The sequence below is a fragment of the Microbacterium sp. E-13 genome, assembly GCF_049912955.1.
Lineage (GTDB): Bacteria > Actinomycetota > Actinomycetes > Actinomycetales > Microbacteriaceae > Microbacterium.
In genome coordinates, this window is sequence record NZ_CP183973.1 from 1,093,972 (window position 1) to 1,109,655 (window position 15,684).

14 protein-coding genes and 1 riboswitch are annotated in these 15,684 nt (G+C 70.8%); of the genes, 3 read left to right on the top strand and 11 right to left on the bottom strand.

Going from position 1 to position 15,684, the window contains the following annotated elements:
• Window positions 1–88 precede the first annotated feature (88 nt).
• From ACN9MP_RS04920 to ACN9MP_RS04950, 7 genes are all read right to left on the bottom strand, one after another.
• Window positions 89–1,567 carry an MFS transporter gene (locus ACN9MP_RS04920; protein WP_426326207.1) on the bottom strand — a complete coding sequence of 493 codons (1,479 nt, stop codon included), beginning with the start codon at window positions 1,565–1,567 and terminating at the stop codon, window positions 89–91.
• 225 nt (window positions 1,568–1,792) lie between these two features.
• Window positions 1,793–2,146, bottom strand: coding sequence for a Fe-S protein (locus tag ACN9MP_RS04925; RefSeq protein WP_426324201.1), 354 nt, complete (start codon window positions 2,144–2,146; stop codon window positions 1,793–1,795).
• A 47-nt stretch (window positions 2,147–2,193) separates the two neighbouring features.
• Window positions 2,194–2,670, bottom strand: coding sequence for a 6,7-dimethyl-8-ribityllumazine synthase (gene ribH, locus ACN9MP_RS04930; protein WP_426324202.1), 477 nt, complete (start codon window positions 2,668–2,670; stop codon window positions 2,194–2,196).
• A complete protein-coding gene (gene ribA, locus ACN9MP_RS04935) occupies window positions 2,667–3,977 on the bottom strand; it encodes a GTP cyclohydrolase II (RefSeq protein ID WP_426324203.1) in 1,311 nt (436 codons plus the stop codon). The genes ribH and ribA overlap by 4 nt, the downstream gene beginning before the upstream one ends.
• A complete protein-coding gene (locus tag ACN9MP_RS04940; protein WP_426324204.1) occupies window positions 3,974–4,654 on the bottom strand; it encodes a riboflavin synthase in 681 nt (226 codons plus the stop codon). Before ACN9MP_RS04940 ends, ribA begins: the two co-directional genes overlap by 4 nt.
• Window positions 4,654–5,688: a bifunctional diaminohydroxyphosphoribosylaminopyrimidine deaminase/5-amino-6-(5-phosphoribosylamino)uracil reductase RibD gene (gene ribD, locus ACN9MP_RS04945; RefSeq protein ID WP_426324205.1), complete on the bottom strand. Its 1,035-nt coding sequence runs from the start codon at window positions 5,686–5,688 to the stop codon at window positions 4,654–4,656. The genes ACN9MP_RS04940 and ribD overlap by 1 nt, the downstream gene beginning before the upstream one ends.
• A gap of 68 nt (window positions 5,689–5,756) precedes the next feature.
• Window positions 5,757–5,928, bottom strand: a riboswitch (FMN riboswitch).
• A gap of 101 nt (window positions 5,929–6,029) precedes the next feature.
• A complete protein-coding gene (locus tag ACN9MP_RS04950) occupies window positions 6,030–6,989 on the bottom strand; it encodes a sugar-binding transcriptional regulator (protein WP_426324206.1) in 960 nt (319 codons plus the stop codon).
• A 90-nt stretch (window positions 6,990–7,079) separates the two neighbouring features.
• Here ACN9MP_RS04950 and ACN9MP_RS04955 point away from each other — a divergent pair, with 90 nt between their 5' ends.
• Together ACN9MP_RS04955 and glpK are read left to right on the top strand one after the other, a co-directional pair.
• Window positions 7,080–8,804 carry a glycerol-3-phosphate dehydrogenase/oxidase gene (locus tag ACN9MP_RS04955; protein ID WP_426324207.1) on the top strand — a complete coding sequence of 575 codons (1,725 nt, stop codon included), beginning with the start codon at window positions 7,080–7,082 and terminating at the stop codon, window positions 8,802–8,804.
• A 76-nt stretch (window positions 8,805–8,880) separates the two neighbouring features.
• On the top strand, window positions 8,881–10,416 hold the full coding sequence (gene glpK / locus ACN9MP_RS04960; protein WP_426324208.1) for a glycerol kinase GlpK: 1,536 nt from the start codon (window positions 8,881–8,883) through the stop codon (window positions 10,414–10,416).
• A gap of 36 nt (window positions 10,417–10,452) precedes the next feature.
• Here glpK and ACN9MP_RS04965 read toward each other — a convergent pair whose 3' ends face one another.
• On the bottom strand, window positions 10,453–11,313 hold the full coding sequence (locus tag ACN9MP_RS04965; RefSeq protein ID WP_426324209.1) for an Fpg/Nei family DNA glycosylase: 861 nt from the start codon (window positions 11,311–11,313) through the stop codon (window positions 10,453–10,455).
• 41 nt (window positions 11,314–11,354) lie between these two features.
• Window positions 11,355–11,921 (bottom strand): GNAT family N-acetyltransferase, encoded by a 567-nt coding sequence (locus tag ACN9MP_RS04970; RefSeq protein ID WP_426324210.1) that lies wholly within the window; start codon window positions 11,919–11,921, stop codon window positions 11,355–11,357.
• Window positions 11,922–12,284: 363 nt separating this feature from the next.
• Here ACN9MP_RS04970 and ACN9MP_RS04975 point away from each other — a divergent pair, with 363 nt between their 5' ends.
• The gene (locus ACN9MP_RS04975) at window positions 12,285–13,148 is read left to right on the top strand and encodes an endonuclease domain-containing protein (RefSeq protein ID WP_426324211.1); all 864 of its coding nucleotides are present in this window, start codon (window positions 12,285–12,287) and stop codon (window positions 13,146–13,148) included.
• A 534-nt stretch (window positions 13,149–13,682) separates the two neighbouring features.
• Here ACN9MP_RS04975 and trpS read toward each other — a convergent pair.
• Window positions 13,683–14,690 carry a tryptophan--tRNA ligase gene (gene trpS / locus ACN9MP_RS04980; protein WP_426324212.1) on the bottom strand — a complete coding sequence of 336 codons (1,008 nt, stop codon included), beginning with the start codon at window positions 14,688–14,690 and terminating at the stop codon, window positions 13,683–13,685.
• Window positions 14,691–14,798: 108 nt separating this feature from the next.
• A complete protein-coding gene (locus ACN9MP_RS04985) occupies window positions 14,799–15,665 on the bottom strand; it encodes an exodeoxyribonuclease III (protein ID WP_426324213.1) in 867 nt (288 codons plus the stop codon).
• Between the last annotated feature and the right edge of the window lie 19 nt (window positions 15,666–15,684).

Sequence of the window (15,684 nt, forward strand, 5' to 3'; positions counted from 1 at the left end):
CCGACTGCGTCGGAGGGGGTCCGTCGCACTCGATCCGGCGGCCTCGACCCGGCCGGGTCGAGGCCGCCGTCGTCCTGTGGACCGGGGGTCAGAGCGAGCCGGTCGCTCCGACGCCCAGGTCGGCGTTGTAGTCGACGTCCTTCGTCTCGGGGGAGAGCAGCAGCGCGATGAAGGTCAGGACCGACATCACCGAGAGGTAGACGCCCACGAGCACCGGGCTGCCGTCCGCGCCGGCCCACAGGGCGACCGCCACGATCGGCGCGAGCGCGGCACCGAGGATCGACGACACGTTGTACGAGATCGCCGAGCCCGAGTACCGCACGTTGGTCGGGAACAGCTCGGGCAGCAGTGCTCCCATCGGCCCGAACGTCGAACCCATCAGCATGAAGCCGAACACGAGGAACGCCTGCGTCAGGGCACCGGTGAACTTGGGGTCGGCCTGGGGCAGCAGGAACAGGTTGAAGCTCAGGCCGAACACGATGATCAGGCCGGTGACCCACAGCAGCAGACGGCGGCGACCGATCGCGTCGGCGATGGGGCCCGAGAGCAGCGTGAAGATGCCGAAGAACACCACGCCGATGATCTGCATCAGCACGAAATCGGTGTAGCCGAAGCCGAGGCCCGGGTAGAACTGGGCGGCGAACGCCGTGGCGTCGAACGGCTGCCCTGCGGCCTCCGCCGCCTTCTGCGCGGCCGCGGAGGCGGTCTCCAGGTCGGCGGCCTTCGTGCCGTACGACAGTGTGAAGTTCGTCATCAGGTAGAAGAGCACATACGTCGCCAGCATGATGAACGTGCCCAGGATGAGGTGCCACCAGTGGTGCCGCAGGACCGTGCCGAGCGGGAACTTGCGGATCGCGCCCTTCTGCTCCGCCTTGACGAACGTCTCGGACTCGACCAGGCGCAGGCGCACCCAGAGGCCGATGATCACCATGACCGCCGAGAACAGGAACGGCACGCGCCAGCCCCACGCGAGGAACTCGGCCGAGCGCTGACCCGCGCCCTCGGGGTGGGGAAGCAGGTAGTTGATCGCGAGGAACACCGAGTTCGCGATGATGAAGCCGAGAGGCGCACCCAGCTGCGGGAACGTGCCGTACCAGGCGCGCTTGCCCTGGGGAGCGTTCTCGGTCGCGACCAGTGCGGCGCCCGACCACTCGCCCCCGAGCGCGAAGCCTTGGAACAGGCGGAGGATCAGCAGGAGCACCGCCGCCCAGACGCCGATCTCGTTGAAGGTCGGGAGACAGCCGATCAGGAAGGTCGCGATGCCCATGGTGAGGAGCGACGCGACGAGGGTCGCCTTGCGACCGAACCGGTCGCCGAAGTGGCCGAACACGACCGCGCCGAGAGGGCGGGCGACCATGGCGGCGCCGAACACGCTGAACGACAGCAGCAGCGACGTGGTGTCGTTGCCGGTGGGGAAGAAGAGGAGGGGGAAGACCAGGACGGCCGCGGTCGCGTAGACGTAGAAGTCGTAGAACTCGATCGTGGTGCCGACGAGGCTCGCGAGGATGACGCGGGAACGGGGATTGGCAGGGGCCGCCGTGGTGGAGGCGGTGGTGGGGGAGGTCATATTCACCTGGGCATGCGCAGTACGGAGCATCCGGATGGGATGGTGTGGTGGGCGGCCGCGAAGCGCAGGGTGACGCGTCAGGCGGCACTGCACTGGATCACCGCGGGCACGGGCTTGTCGCCCGGCACGAACAACCAGCCTACTCCGCCGAACGCACGGCAGGGCGGAGCGCCGAAGCGGATGCCGCGGCCCTGGGCTGCGGCATCCGCTTCGTGTATCAGGTGGTCAGCGCCAGAGCACCGCGATCGCGGCGTTGGCGAAGGTGAGCACGCCGATCGACCAGAAGATCGCCGGCGGAACGGAGCCGGTCTTTCGCTGGCGGCCCGCGCCGATGCCCAGGAGGGCGCCGATGATCACGAGGATGACGAGCTTGGTGCCGATCTTCGCGTAGTTCAGGTCGTCCTCGATGCCCCACGGGGCGGCGAGGATGAGGCCGGCGAGGCCGGCGATCGCAAGGCCCCAGTTCATGAGGCGCGTGATCTGGTGCTTGCCGTTGACCGCTTCGACGACCCAGGCCCCGAAGAGGATGGCGAAGCCGACGAGGTGGACGAGCACGACGACGTGTCGGAGGATTTCCATGCCATCAGTCTAGCTGAAGGTTGCCCGCTCTCCGAGGGGGAACGCGGTCAGCGGCGAAGGTCGCGGAGGACCAGAGCCGTGCGAAGCGCGGCGTCCGCCGCCTCGAAGCCCTTGTCCTCCTTCGAGCCCTCCAGACCGGCGCGATCGATGCCCTGCGCCTCGTCGTCGAGCGTCAGCACGCCGAAGCCGACCGGCTTTCCGGTGTCGAGCGCGACGCGGGTGAGGCCGTCGGTGGCCGCGTTCGACACGAACTCGAAGTGGGGCGTGCCGCCGCGGATGATGACGCCGAGCGCCACGGCCGCGTCGGCTCCGGCATCCAGCGCGGCCTTGGCCACGACGGGAAGCTCGAACGATCCCGGCACGCGGACGAGCCGCCACGTGGCACCGGAGGCCTCGAGTGCGCGCTCCGCGCCGGCGATGAGGCCGTCGGTGATGGTGTCGTGCCAGGCGCCCGCGACGACGACGACGTCGAGCCCGGTCCCGTCGATCGTGTCGGTGGCCTGGGGTGCGCCTTTGCCGCTCATCGCTCTGCTCCCTGGTGAAGTTCCGTGCTCCCGGGCAGTCCGGTCGTCCCGTGCATCTGTGCGAGCGCGTCGGCCAGATCCTCTTCGGCGATGATGTGGCCCATGCGGTCGCGCTTCGTCTCGAGGTACTGGTGGTTGTTCGGCCCGACGCCGACCAGGAGCGGCACCTGCTCGACGATGTCGAGGCCGAGCCGGCGCAGCTGGTCGACCTTGTCGGTGTTGTTGGTCAGCAGGCGCACCTTCTCGATGCCGAGGTCGGCCAGGATGCCGGCCGCGGCAGCGTAATCGCGAGCGTCGGCGGGGAGGCCGAGCGCCAGGTTCGCGTCCACGGTGTCGAGTCCGCGCTCCTGCAGCGAGTACGCCCGCAGCTTGTTGATGAGGCCGATGCCGCGGCCTTCGTGGCCGCGCATGTAGATGACGACGCCGCCGTCCTGCTCGATCGCGTCGAGCGCCGCCGCGAGCTGGGGGCCGCATTCGCACTTGAGCGACCCGAAGGCCTCACCGGTCAGGCACTCGGAGTGCACGCGCACGAGCGGTGCCTCCGACAGCTCGCCCGACACGACCGCCAGGTGGTCGGTGCCGGTGACGCGGTCCTTGTAGGCGAGGAACCGGAACTCACCATGGGCGGTGGGCACGTGCGCCTCGGCGCGGAGGCTCACGCGGCGCTTGTGCGAGCCTCGCACCGCGGGGTCGGACGGCACGTGCTCGTCGAGATAGGCCGCGAGCTGCTCGATCGTGATGACCGGGATGCCGTACTCCGCGCCCAGCTCCTGCAGGCCGGGCAGCCGCATCATGCTGCCGTCCTCGGCGACGACCTCGCCGATCACGCCCACCGGCGACAGCTCGGCGAGCTTCATGAGCTCGACGGCGGCCTCCGTGTGGCCGGCCCGCTCCCGCACGCCCCCGTCGACGGCGCGCAGCGGCAGGATGTGGCCGGGACGGATGACGCTCGCCGGCGTCGACTCGGGGTCGGCGAGCACGTTGAGCGTGTGGGCCCGGTCGGTCGCGCTGATGCCGGTCGTGACGCGGGACGCGGCATCCACGCTCACGGTGTAGGCCGTGCCGCGCGAGTCCTCGTTGTTCTCGACCATCGGCGGCAGGTCCAGGCGGTCGGCCCAGTCGGCGGGCATGGGAGCGCACAGGAAGCCGCTCGTCCAGCGGACCGTCCACGCGACCCATTCGGGGGTGGCGAGCTGGGCCGACAGGATGACGTCGCCCTCGTTCTCGCGGTTCTCGTCGTCGGCGACGATGACCGGTCGGCCGGCGCGGAGCGCCTCGAGGGCCTCCGGGATCGTGGCAAGGCTCATCTCGAGCCTCCTTCCGTCGGTGCGGACGTGTCCGCGGGGAGTTCGGTGGCCGCACCCGGCACGACGGCCGGGGCTGCGAAGGAGAGGAGGCGCTGCACGTGGCGCGCCAGGATGTCGGTCTCGAGGTTGACGCGGTCGCCGGGCGCCCGGGCGCCGAGCGTGGTGGCCACCAGGGTCTCGGGAATGAGCGACACCTCGAACCAGGCCTGCGCCGAAGACGCGGGGCTTGCGTCGCTCACCGTGAGCGACACGCCGTCGACGGCGATCGAGCCCTTGTCGACGATCAGGGGAGCCAGCTCTGCGGGAACGGAGATGCGCAGCACCTGCCACTGCTCGCCGGGTCGCACCTCGAGCACCGTGCCCGTGCCGTCGATATGGCCCTGCACGATGTGTCCGCCGAGCCGGCCGTGGGCGGCCGTGGCGCGTTCGAGGTTGACGACGCGTCCCGCCGCGACGGCCTCGAGCGTCGACATGTCGAGCGTCTGCTTCATGACGTCGGCGGTGAACCAGTCCGGGCCCTGGTCGACGACGGTGAGGCACACGCCACTGACCGAGATGGAGTCGCCGTGACCGGCATCCGACACGACCTTCGGGCCGCGGACCGTCACGCGCACCCCGTCGCCCGACGGCTCGACGGCGGTGACCTCGCCGATCTCCTCGACGATTCCGGTGAACATCACTCGTCTCCTTCCAGGGGGCGGGCGACGAAGAGCAGATCGTCGCCGAGAGGGGTGACGGATGCCACGGCCAGGCGTCGTGCCTCGCCCATGGTCGTCACGCCGATGTCGTGAAGAGCCAGCCGGTCGCCTCCCAGCAGCACCGGCGCGACGTACACCAGCAGCTCGTCGGCGAGCCGTTCGCGGACGAACGACGCAGCGACCGCGGGGCCGCCTTCGACGAACACGCGCTGCACGCCCCGGCGGCGGAGGTCTTCGAGCGCGGCGGCGAGACCGCCCGACGCCCGGTCGCCCGCGTACTGCAGAAAGCCCCGCGGGTGCGCTCGAAGCACCGCGGAGTCGGGCACACGGCGTGAGCCGATCACGACAGGCATCGGCTGATCGGGGAGCAGCGAGCCGTCCTCGGCCCGTGCGGTGAGCGCGGGGTCGTCGGCCAGGACGGTTCCCGTGCCGGCGACGATCGCGTCTGCCAGCGCACGGCGACGGTGCACGTCGGCGCGGGCGGCCGGTCCGGTGATCCACCGGCTGGTGCCGTCGGACGCCGCTGCCCGGCCGTCGAGGCTCTGCGCCCACTTGACGGTCACGTGCGGCCGGCCGAGGCGCTGGACCGTCAGCCACGAGTCGAGCAGCGCGGTCGCCTCCTCCTCGAGGAGGCCCGCTTCGACGTCGATCCCGGCGGCGCGCAGTCGCCTGGCCCCGCCCGACGAGCGGTCGCCCGGGTCGGCGACGGCGTAGACGACACGGATCACCCCCGCGGCGATGAGCGCTTCGGAGCAGGGGCCGGTCAGACCCGTGTGGTTGCACGGCTCCAGGGTCACGATCGCGGTGGCGCCGCGCGCAGCGCCGGGCGCCAGCTTGGAGAGCGCGTCGACCTCGGCGTGCGGGGTGCCGGCGCCCCGGTGCCAGCCCTCGGCGAGCACGTCGCCCTCCGGGGACAGCAGCACGGCGCCCACCTGCGGATTCACGCCGCGCGGACCGAGCCGCGCGATCGACAGCGCCCGACGCATCGCGTCGCGTTCCGTCGTGCTCGCCATCCGGGCCCTCGTCTCGTCGTTCTCGACGCTCCGGGGTTGGGGGAGTCGGCGGCGCGCACGGCGTCACTGTGTGCTGCCTCCCATCCGGACTAGCGAAGAGGACCTCACAGGCCTCTGTCGCATCACCGTCGGTTCCGGAATTCCACCGGATCGGCCGCGGCGGCATCCGGGACGGATGCTGATGCCTTGGCTCGCGGACTGTCACCGCCGGTTCGGATTCTCACCGACCCCGGAGCACGTTGCTGCTCACGAGTCTAGTCAACGCGGCATCCGCCGATTCATTCCATGTCTCCGAATGAAGATCCGCCCTGGGCGCCCGGGCCGCGGGACCCCGCGGTGGATCACTCGAGGAGGGCACGCGCCGTCGCCTCGTCGACGACCAGGTCGGTGGCGATGCGCGCCGCGAGGGCGCCCCGCACGCTCGCCAGCTTGGACACACCGGAGACGATGCAGAGGCGGCGGGGGATCGTCCGCAGCAGGTCGAGGCTCGGCCCCGTCGCACGTTCGTTCAGCGCGATGCCGTCGCTCGAGCCGTCCTCGCGGTAGAACACCGTCGCGACGTCGCCGACGACGCCCTCGCGGGCGAGTTCGTCCTGCTCGTGCGGCTCCAGGTAGCCGCCGCTGTAGACGTGGCTGGGCACCCGTGAGCCGGCGGACCCGGTGCTGAAGACGACGAGGTCCATCGTCGGCAGCATGTCGAGGATCCGGCGCGTGCTGCGCTCCTGCCACATCGCGCGCTTCGTCGCCGGATCGTCGAAGAAGGCGGGCACCGGGAACTGCTGGGCGCTGCCGTCGTAGGCGGCGGCGAACCTGCTCAGGATCTCGCTGGCGTACAGCAGGCCCGTCGTGTGGGTGTTGCCCGAGCCGTTCAACTGCACGAACGCGGCGCCGTGCACCGGCTTCGGCACGAGGTGCCGGCTGACGGCGGCCGTGGTGGACCCCCACGCGACGCCGACCGTCATGTCGTCCTGGATCAGGTCGACGAGCACGTGCGCCGCCGCGATCGCCACGCGCTGCAGGCGATCGACCTCCGTCGCTTCGTCGGGAACCGGCACCACCTGCGCCGTGATGCCGTAGCGGCCCTCCAGTCGCTCCTCCAGCCGATGCGGAGCGGCGAAGGGCGAGCGGATGCGGATGTCGACGATCCCCGTTGCGCGCGCATGGGTCAGCAGTCGCGAGACGGTCGAGCGCGAGGTGGCGAGCTCGCGCGCGATGGCGTCCATCGTGCGCTCCTGCACGTAGTAGAGGTGGGCCGCGGTCAGCGCGCGCTGCGTGAGCCGGGCGTCCGCCGTCTGCGTCATGAACCTATGGTGCACGTTCGTGCAATACGTCTGCAAGGACGTCCACCGGTGTCATGATGGGGAGACGGCACCAGGAGCAGGAGGCACACCATGACCACCCGGGGGGCACGAGGCTGGGCAGAGCTCGCTGAGCGACCGTACGCCGACGTCCTGATCATCGGCGGCGGCATCAACGGGCTCGCCACGTTCCGCGATCTGGCGCTCCAGGGGGTCGATGTCGCGCTGGTAGAGCGCGACGACTTCGTCAGCGGCGCGTCGGCGGCGTCGTCGCACATGATCCACGGCGGCATCCGATACCTCGAGAACGGCGAGTTCCGCCTCGTGCAGGAGGCCGTCACCGAGCGCAACGCGCTGCTGCGGATCGCCCCCCACTACGTGCGCCCGCTGCAGACCACCATCCCGATCTTCTCCACCTTCTCCGGGGTGCTGTCGGCCCCGCTGCGGTTCCTCCGGCACGGCGGCGGGAAGCACCGCGAGCGGGGTGCGGCCCTGATCAAGATCGGGCTCGTCATCTACGACTCGTTCTCGCGTGGCGGCGGGGTCTTCGGCCGGGCGACGGTGCCGCGCCACACCTTCCACGGACGCAAGCGCTCGCTGGCCCAGCTGCCCCGGCTGAATCCGGACGTGAAGTACACGGCGACCTACTGGGACGCGTCGCTCCACGATCCGGAGCGCCTCGCCATCGACGTCCTGCGCGACGGCCGGGCGGCCGGGGGCGAGCGCGCCCGCGCCGCCAACCGCACCGCGGCCGTCGGCGTCGATGGCGGTCGCGTGGTGCTGCGCGACGGCATGACGGGCGAAGAGCTGCGGTTCACGGCATCCGTCGTCGTCAACGCCTCCGGTCCCTGGACCGACCTGACGAACATCGCGCTGGGCGAACCGACGCGCTACATGGGCGGCACCAAGGGATCGCACATCGTGCTCGATCACCCCGAGCTGCTCGCGGCCACCGGCGGCCGGGAGCTCTTCTTCGAGAACGAAGACGGCCGCATCGTCCTGATCTACCCGCTCAAGGGTCGCGTGCTCGTCGGCACCACCGACATCGAGCACGAAATGACCGAGCCGATCGTGTGCACCGAGGCCGAAGTCGACTACTTCATCGAGCTGATCGAGCAGGTGCTGCCGACGATCCCGGTCGACCGCTCGCAGATCGTGTACCGGTTCTCCGGCGTCCGTCCGCTTCCGGGCCACGGCGACGTCTCGCCCGGCTTCGTCTCGCGCGACTACCGCGTCGAGTCGGCGCCGCTGGCGGGAGGGGATGCCACGGTCCTCAGTCTCGTCGGCGGCAAGTGGACCACGTTCCGGGCGTCGGCGGAGCACCTGGCCGACCGCGTGCTGGAGCTGCTCGCCCAGCCGCGACGCACCTCCACCCGCGGCGTGCCGATCGGCGGCGGGCGCGGGTACCCGACCACCGAGCGCGCACGTCAGCAGTGGATCTCCGCCCACGCCGTCGACGTCCCCTCCGCTCGCGTCGCGACGCTGCTCGACCGCTACGGCACCGTCGCGGCGGACGTCGTCGACGCCATCGCGGCAGACCCCGACGACGCGCTGCTCGAGCACGCCCCCGGCTACAGCTCCGGCGAGCTGCGCCACCTGGCCGAGACGGAGGACGTCGTCCACCTCGACGACCTCCTCCTGCGAAGGACCAGCATGGCGTTCATCGGCGCCGCCACCCCGGAGGCGGTGACGGAGGTGGCCGATGCGGTCGCGCCCGTGCTCGGCTGGGACCACGACCGATCGGCGCGAGAGGTGGAGCGGGCGCTCCAGCGGGTGCATGCGGCCGACCCGACGTGGTCGTCGGCGTCCACGCGATAGCCTGACCGCACGCGCGCTGCGCGCCACCCCCGCGGGCGATGCCGTCCGCCGATGACCGCCGATGAAGGAGTCCACGGTGCCCGATCACGTGCTGTCCATCGACCAGGGCACGACATCGACCCGCGCGATCGTCTTCGACGCCGGGGGCGCCGTCGTCGGGGTCTCCCAGCGCGAGCACGAGCAGATCTTCCCGCGCGCCGGCCGGGTCGAGCACGACCCCGTGGAGATCTGGACGAGCACCGAGTGGGTCATCGCCTCGTGTCTCGACCGGGCAGGGATCGCCGCATCCGACGTCGCCGCCATCGGCGTGACGAACCAGCGCGAGACGGCGATCGTCTGGGACAAGCGCACCGGCCGGCCGGTGCACAACGCCCTCGTCTGGCAGGACACCCGCACGCAGCCGCGGATCGACGAGCTCGCGCGCGAGGGCGGCGTCGACCGGTTCGCGGAGGCGACCGGACTCCCGCTGGCCACCTACTTCTCCGCATCGAAGGTGGCGTGGATCCTCGAGCAGGTGCCCGGTGCGCGCGAGGCCGCCGAGGCGGGTTATCTGCTCTTCGGAACCCCCGACACGTGGGTGGTGTGGAACCTCACGGGCGGCGCACGCGGCGGCATCCACGTGACCGACGTCACCAACGCCTCCCGGACGCTGCTGATGAACCTGCGCACACTCGACTGGTCGGACGAGCTGCTCGAGGTGTGGGGGATCCCGCGCAAGATGATGCCCGAGATCCGGTCGTCGTCGGAGGTCGTCGGCGCCACGCGGATGCCGGACGTGCTGCACGACGTGCCGATCGCCGGCATCCTCGGCGACCAGCAGGCCGCGACCTTCGGGCAGGCGGCGTTCGATGCGGGGGAGTCGAAGAACACATACGGCACCGGCAACTTCCTCCTCGTGAACACCGGCACCGAGATCGTGCGATCCGGCAGCGGGCTCATCACGACCGTCGGCTACCGGATCGGCGACGAGCCCGCGAGATACGCCCTGGAGGGTTCCATCGCCGTCACCGGGTCGCTCGTGCAATGGCTGCGCGACAACCTCGGCATCATCCAGCGCTCGGAGGACGTCGAGACCCTCGCCAGGACGGTCGACGACAACGGCGGCGCCTACTTCGTCCCGGCGTTCTCGGGTCTGTTCGCGCCGTATTGGCGCCCCGACGCACGCGGAGCGCTGGTCGGCCTCACCCGCTACGTGAATAAGGCGCACATCGCGCGAGCCGCCCTGGAGTCCACCGCCTTCCAGACCCGCGACGTCATCGAGGCGGTCATCGCCGACACCGGTCGCACCCTCGACGAGCTCCGGGTCGACGGGGGCATGACGCGCGACGACCTGCTGATGCAGTTCCAGGCCGACATCCTCGGCATCCCGGTCGTGCGCCCGAAAATCGTCGAGACGACGGCGCTCGGCGCCGCGTATGCCGCCGGCCTCGCTACGGGCGTCTGGAACGACCTCGACGAACTGCGCGCCCACTGGCAGGAGGACGTGCGCTTCGAACCCCGCATGCCCGAGGACGAGCGCGAGCGTCGCTACCGCCAGTGGCGCAAGGCCGTCTCGAAGTCGCTCGACTGGGTCGACGACGACGCCCGCGTCCTCATGGGCACCACCGGTTGACGGGTGAGCCCAGCGCGGTCGCCGAGCGAGGGATGCCTACTTGAGAAGCCTCGACAGCCGGCGGTCGGCGAGGATCTTGCCGCCCGTCTGACACGTCGGGCAGTACTCCAGCGAGTTGTCGGCGAAGAACACGCTTCGCACCTCATCGCCGCAGACGGGGCACGCCTCGCCGCGGCGGCCGTGCACCTGCATGCCCCGGCGCTTGGCGTCCTTGAGCTCGGCCGGAGGCTTGCCGGATGCCTCGGCGACAGCATCCGTCAGCGTCCCGGTCATCGCGGTGAACAACCGCGTGATGTCGTCGTCGCTCAACGACGACGCGAGCGCGTACGGCGACATCTTCGCGGCGTGCAGGATCTCGTCGGAGTAGGCGTTGCCGACCCCCGCGATGATCGCCTGATCGCGGAGCACGCCCTTGATCTGGGTGCGGCGGCCCTCGAGCAACGATGCGAAGACGTCGCGCGTGAAAGCCGGGTCGAGCGGGTCGGGCCCCAGCCGGGCGACGCCCGGCACGTCGGCCGGATCGCGCACCACGTAGTAGGCGAGCGACTTCTTCGTGCCCGCCTCGGTGAGGTCGAAGCCGGAGCCGTCGGCGAGGGCGACCCGGAGCGCGATCGGCGTCTTCCCGGGGCGGATGATCGTCTTCGGCAGATCGTCGTACCACCGGAGCCACCCGGCCTTCGCCAGGTGGAAGACCAGATGCGGGCCGGTCGTCGAGAGGTCGACGAACTTGCCCCTCCGTGCGGCACCGGTGATCTCCTGCCCGCGAAGGGCGTCGATCGGAGGATCGTACGTCTTGAGAGCCGCGATGTTGGCGACGGTCGCGCGCTCGATGCGCACGCCGGTGAGCCGCTCGCGGAGGAAGTCGACGAGTCCCTGCACCTCGGGCATCTCGGGCATGCGCTCATCCTGCCACGGCGGTGCGACCCCGGGGTCGTGCGTCAGGGCTCCAGCACCGGCCAGGGATGCGGCATCCGGTCATCCGTCTCGAGCAGCCCGGCGATCCAGCCGTCGTCTCGTCGCTTCGAGTCGACGAGCCCCTGCCGCAGCGTGCCCTCGTACTGGAACCCGAGGGCGCGCGCCGCGCGGGCCGACCCGATGTTGCCCACGACAGCCCGCCACTCGATCCGCTGGAGGCCGAGGCCCTCGCTCGCGAAGCCCCAGCCGATCACGGCTGCCGCGGCCTCGACCAGCAGCCCGCGCCGGCGAGACCACGGCGACACCCAATAGCCCAGCTCACCCGCCCCGCGCCCGTCGAGGCGGTAGAGCCCGATCGTGCCCGCGAGCACCGGCCCTTCGCGCATCGCCCACGTGAGGTGCACGCCGCTCTCCCAGTCCGCAGCCACGCGGGCGACGAAGTCCTCGGCGTGCTTCCGCTCGTACGGCGCGGGCACGGGGGTGTACCGCTGGATCTCCGGGTCCTGGCACGCCTCGTGGATCGCGTCGACGTCGGCCTCGGTCGGCAGCGACAGCTCGAGGCGCGCAGTGCGCAGCACGACCGGCTCCATCGGCCCAGCCTACGGGCGCCCGCCGCGCTCGGGCCGGCCCCATGACTCACGCAGGTTGCCGCTTCTGACCGCCCGGAGTCCCCGTGCGGCCCGAATTGCCTGAGTGGGAGTCGGCTGCGGCGGCGAAGACCGGCGTTCCCGCGTCAGCGTCCCACGACCCCTGGGCCGGGCAGCTCGACGACCCGGAGCGCAACTCAGGCAGATTCCGCCCCGCGCCGCCCGAATTCGCCCTGTGGCCGGAAATTGCCTGAGCCAGGGTCGACCGGCGCTGCCGCTTCCTCCACACTGAGCCGCCGCGACGGCTTCTCCACGGGCATCAGTCCCCCGCTCCGCCGGGGTTCCCACAGCCGAGACTGTGGGTGGATGCTCATTCATCCCTTCGCCCACGACCGCGTGTTCACGCGGGCGGACCTCATCGCGGAAGGCATCCGGCCGAAGCAGATCACACGCGCCGTGCGCGAGGGGCGACTGCTCCGCCTCCGGCGCGATAGGTACATGTTCGCGGCATCGGCGAGCGGCGTCGATCGAGCCGTGCGCATCGGCGGTCGGCTGGCTTGCCTCTCCGTCCTCGCGCTCTTGGGTGTCTTCGTTCTCGACGCACCGGTTCTCCATGTGCACGTCGAGCGGACGATGTCGCGCATGCGCTCACCGGACGATCCCCGCAGCCCATTGCGGCCGGCACATCGCAAGGACGTGGTGCTGCACTGGTCGCCGCTGCGGGGTGAGGGAGCGACGCTCGGCTGCGTTCCGCTCTTCGATGCGGTGGCGCAGGCTGTGCGCTGTCAGTCGGCGCGGGCGGCTGTCGCCACCATCGACAGCGTTCTGCATCTCGGTCTCATGAGCTGGGCGGAGGTGCGCAGCGTGTTCGACGCGCTTCCGGCCCGCTACCGGGTCATTCTTCGGCTCGCCGACGGCATCGCGGAATCGGGCCCCGAGACCCTCCTGCGACTGCTGCTCCGACGTGCAGGGCTGCGCTACGAGGCGCAGGTGCGCATCCCAGGTGTCGGACGCGTGGACTTCGTCGTCGAAGGCCGACTCATCATCGAGTGCGACAGCAAGGCGCATCACGAAGGGTGGGAGAAGCAGCGCCGGGACCGCAAACGCGACCTCGCGGCGGCAGCACTCGGCTATGCGACGCTGAGACCCCTCGCGGAGGACATCATGTACCGGCCTGAGGAGGTTCGGGCCGCGATGCGCGGCCTCATGCGCGCCTCGCGACGCGGCTGAGGACCGGACCGCCGCACCCCGGACGGCTCCTTCTCGCCATGCGCCGCCGCCGGTTTGCACGGGCGTCTGGCGTGCCGATGTCTGAGGGCGGGACGGCGCAGCTCTCGCGGCCGGCGGGGCGCACAACTCAGGAGGGTCCCTGATTTGTGCGCCGCGGGTTGGGGGGGTGGGGGCGGGTGGCCGATGGCTGAGGGCGGGATGGCGCGGTCGGCGGCGGGCGGGGCGCACAACTCAGGTGGATCGGGGCGTGGCCGGATCTGGCGCGCGCCTTTGTGCCCGTATGCCTGATTTGTGCGCCGCGGGTTGAGGGGGTGGGGGTGGGGGCGGGTGGCCGATGGCTGAGGGCGGGATGGCGCGGCTCTCGCGGCGGGCGGGGCGCACAACTCAGGCGGGTCCGGGGCGTGGCCGGATCCCGTGCGCGACTTTGTGCCCCGTGCGCCTGATTTGTGCGCCGCGGGTCAGGGGGGAGGGGAGGACGTCGGGGCGAGCGTATTGGGAGAACGGATGTCGCGGCTCGCAGCCCGCGCAGCGGGGTCAGCGGGTGCGGCGGAGGAGGCCGACCTTGTCGTAGACGTCGGCCAGGGTGCGGTCCGCGACCTCCTCTGCCTTGCCCGCGTTGACGGCGAGCACGCGGTCGAGCTCGGCGGGATCGTCGAGCATCTGGAGGGCGCGCTCGCGCACCGGGCCGAACTCGTTCACCACGACCTCGGCGAGGCCCTTCTTGAAGTCGCCGTAGCCGCGGCCGGCGTACTCGTCCTCGATCGCCGGAATCTGGCGCCCGGTCAGCGCCGCATAGATCACGAGCAGGTTCGAGACCCCGGGCTTCGCCTCCCGGTCGTAGCGCACGGTCCCCTCGGAATCGGTGACGGCCCGCATGACCTTCTTCGCCGAGACCGCCGGGTCGTCGAGCAGCCACAGGACGCCGGCGTCCGACTCGGCCGACTTCGACATCTTGGCGGTCGGGTTCTGGAGGTCGTAGATGCGCGCGGTCTCCTGCTGGATCACCGGCATCGGCACCGTGAACGCCGTGCCGAAGCGGCTGTTGAAGCGCTCGGCCAGGTCTCGGGTGAGCTCGACGTGCTGCTTCTGGTCATCGCCGACCGGCACGATGTCGGTCTGGTAAAGCAGAATGTCGGCGGCCATCAGCACCGGGTAGGTGAACAGGCCCACCGACGTCGCGTCCGACCCGTATCGCTGCGACTTGTCTTTGAACTGCGTCATGCGCCCGGCCTCACCGAAGCCGGTGATCGTCGAGAGGATCCACGCCAGTTCCGCGTGCGCCGGCACATGCGACTGCACGTAGAGGGTCGACTTCGACGGCTCGATGCCGGCCGCGATGTACTGCGCGGCCGTGCGGCGCGTCTTCTCGCGGAGGTGCTCCGGGTCTTGCGCGACCGTGATCGCGTGCAGGTCGACCACGGAGAAGAACGCGTCGTACGACTCCTGCAGATCGCGCCATTGCATGAGGGCCCCGATGTAGTTGCCGACCTGAAGCGAGTCGGCGGAGGGCTGCATGCCGGAGTAGAGACGCGATTTGCTCATCCGACAAGTCTATAAAGCGGATGCTGCGTCCCCGCGCGCTCGCAATCGCTCGGAGGTCCGCCGCCCGGGCGTCGACCGGCGTCCAGGTCCGCCGCGATCCGGCGCGGCTCAGTGGCCGATCGTGTAGTCCGCGACGACGGGGGAGTGGTCGCTCCAGCGGGTGTCCCACGAAGGGGCTCGCACGACGCGGTAGTCGACGACCCGGGCGCCGAGCTCGGGAGTGGCCAGGTGGTAGTCGATGCGCCAGCCGGTGTCGTTGTCGAAGGCGCGGCCGCGCATGGACCACCACGTGTACGGGCCGTCGACGTCGCCGTGATACCGGCGGCCGATGTCGACCCACCCCAGACCCGCACCGGTCGAGCCGTCGACACCCGTCACCTCGGCACCCTCCTCACCGAAGAACCGGTCGAAGTAGGCGCGCTCCCGCGGGAGGAACCCGGCCTTCTTGACGTTGCCCTTCCAGTTGCGGATGTCGAGTTCGCGGTGGCCGACATTGAGGTCGCCCATGACCAGCGCGAGCGGAGAGGCGGCCTTGAGCTGCGGCATCCGCTTCTCCATCGCATCGAGGAAGGCCCATTTGGCGTCCTGCTTGGCCGTCTCGGCCTCGCCCGTGTGCACGTAGGCGCTCACGATGATCAGCCGCTCGCCGTCGATGTCGAAATCGGCCTCGATCCATCGGCCGGCGCTGTCGAGAACTTCGGCGGCGTCCTCGGCCGCCGGGCCGAGCACGCGCCGCACGTCGACGGACGGGATGCGGCTGGCGACGGCTACCCCGGCCCGCCCCTTCGCGAGCGCCTCGTCGTTCACGATCTCCCAGCCGGGCAGAGCCTGACGCAGTTCGTCTTCGGTGGCGCGGACCTCCTGGAGAGCCATCACGTCGATGTCGGCGGCGTCGAGCCACTCGAGCATTCCCTTGCGGGTCGCCGCGCGGATCCCGTTGACGTTGACAGAGGCGATGCGGATACGGCGAGACACGCCCGCCAGACTATCCGGC

Bases quoted from the DNA above. Each gene is read 5' to 3' on its own strand.
- ACN9MP_RS04920 (WP_426326207.1), bottom strand. From the start codon at position 1,567: ATGACCTCCCCCACCACCGCCTCCACCACGGCGGCCCCTGCCAATCCC.
- ACN9MP_RS04925 (WP_426324201.1), bottom strand. From the start codon at position 2,146: ATGGAAATCCTCCGACACGTCGTCGTGCTCGTCCACCTCGTCGGCTTC.
- ribH (WP_426324202.1), bottom strand. From the start codon at position 2,670: ATGAGCGGCAAAGGCGCACCCCAGGCCACCGACACGATCGACGGGACC.
- ribA (WP_426324203.1), bottom strand. From the start codon at position 3,977: ATGAGCCTTGCCACGATCCCGGAGGCCCTCGAGGCGCTCCGCGCCGGC.
- ACN9MP_RS04940 (WP_426324204.1), bottom strand. From the start codon at position 4,654: ATGTTCACCGGAATCGTCGAGGAGATCGGCGAGGTCACCGCCGTCGAG.
- ribD (WP_426324205.1), bottom strand. From the start codon at position 5,688: ATGGCGAGCACGACGGAACGCGACGCGATGCGTCGGGCGCTGTCGATC.
- ACN9MP_RS04950 (WP_426324206.1), bottom strand. From the start codon at position 6,989: ATGACGCAGACGGCGGACGCCCGGCTCACGCAGCGCGCGCTGACCGCG.
- ACN9MP_RS04955 (WP_426324207.1), top strand. From the start codon at position 7,080: ATGACCACCCGGGGGGCACGAGGCTGGGCAGAGCTCGCTGAGCGACCG.
- ACN9MP_RS04965 (WP_426324209.1), bottom strand. From the start codon at position 11,313: ATGCCCGAGATGCCCGAGGTGCAGGGACTCGTCGACTTCCTCCGCGAG.
- ACN9MP_RS04970 (WP_426324210.1), bottom strand. From the start codon at position 11,921: ATGGAGCCGGTCGTGCTGCGCACTGCGCGCCTCGAGCTGTCGCTGCCG.
- ACN9MP_RS04975 (WP_426324211.1), top strand. From the start codon at position 12,285: ATGCTCATTCATCCCTTCGCCCACGACCGCGTGTTCACGCGGGCGGAC.
- trpS (WP_426324212.1), bottom strand. From the start codon at position 14,690: ATGAGCAAATCGCGTCTCTACTCCGGCATGCAGCCCTCCGCCGACTCG.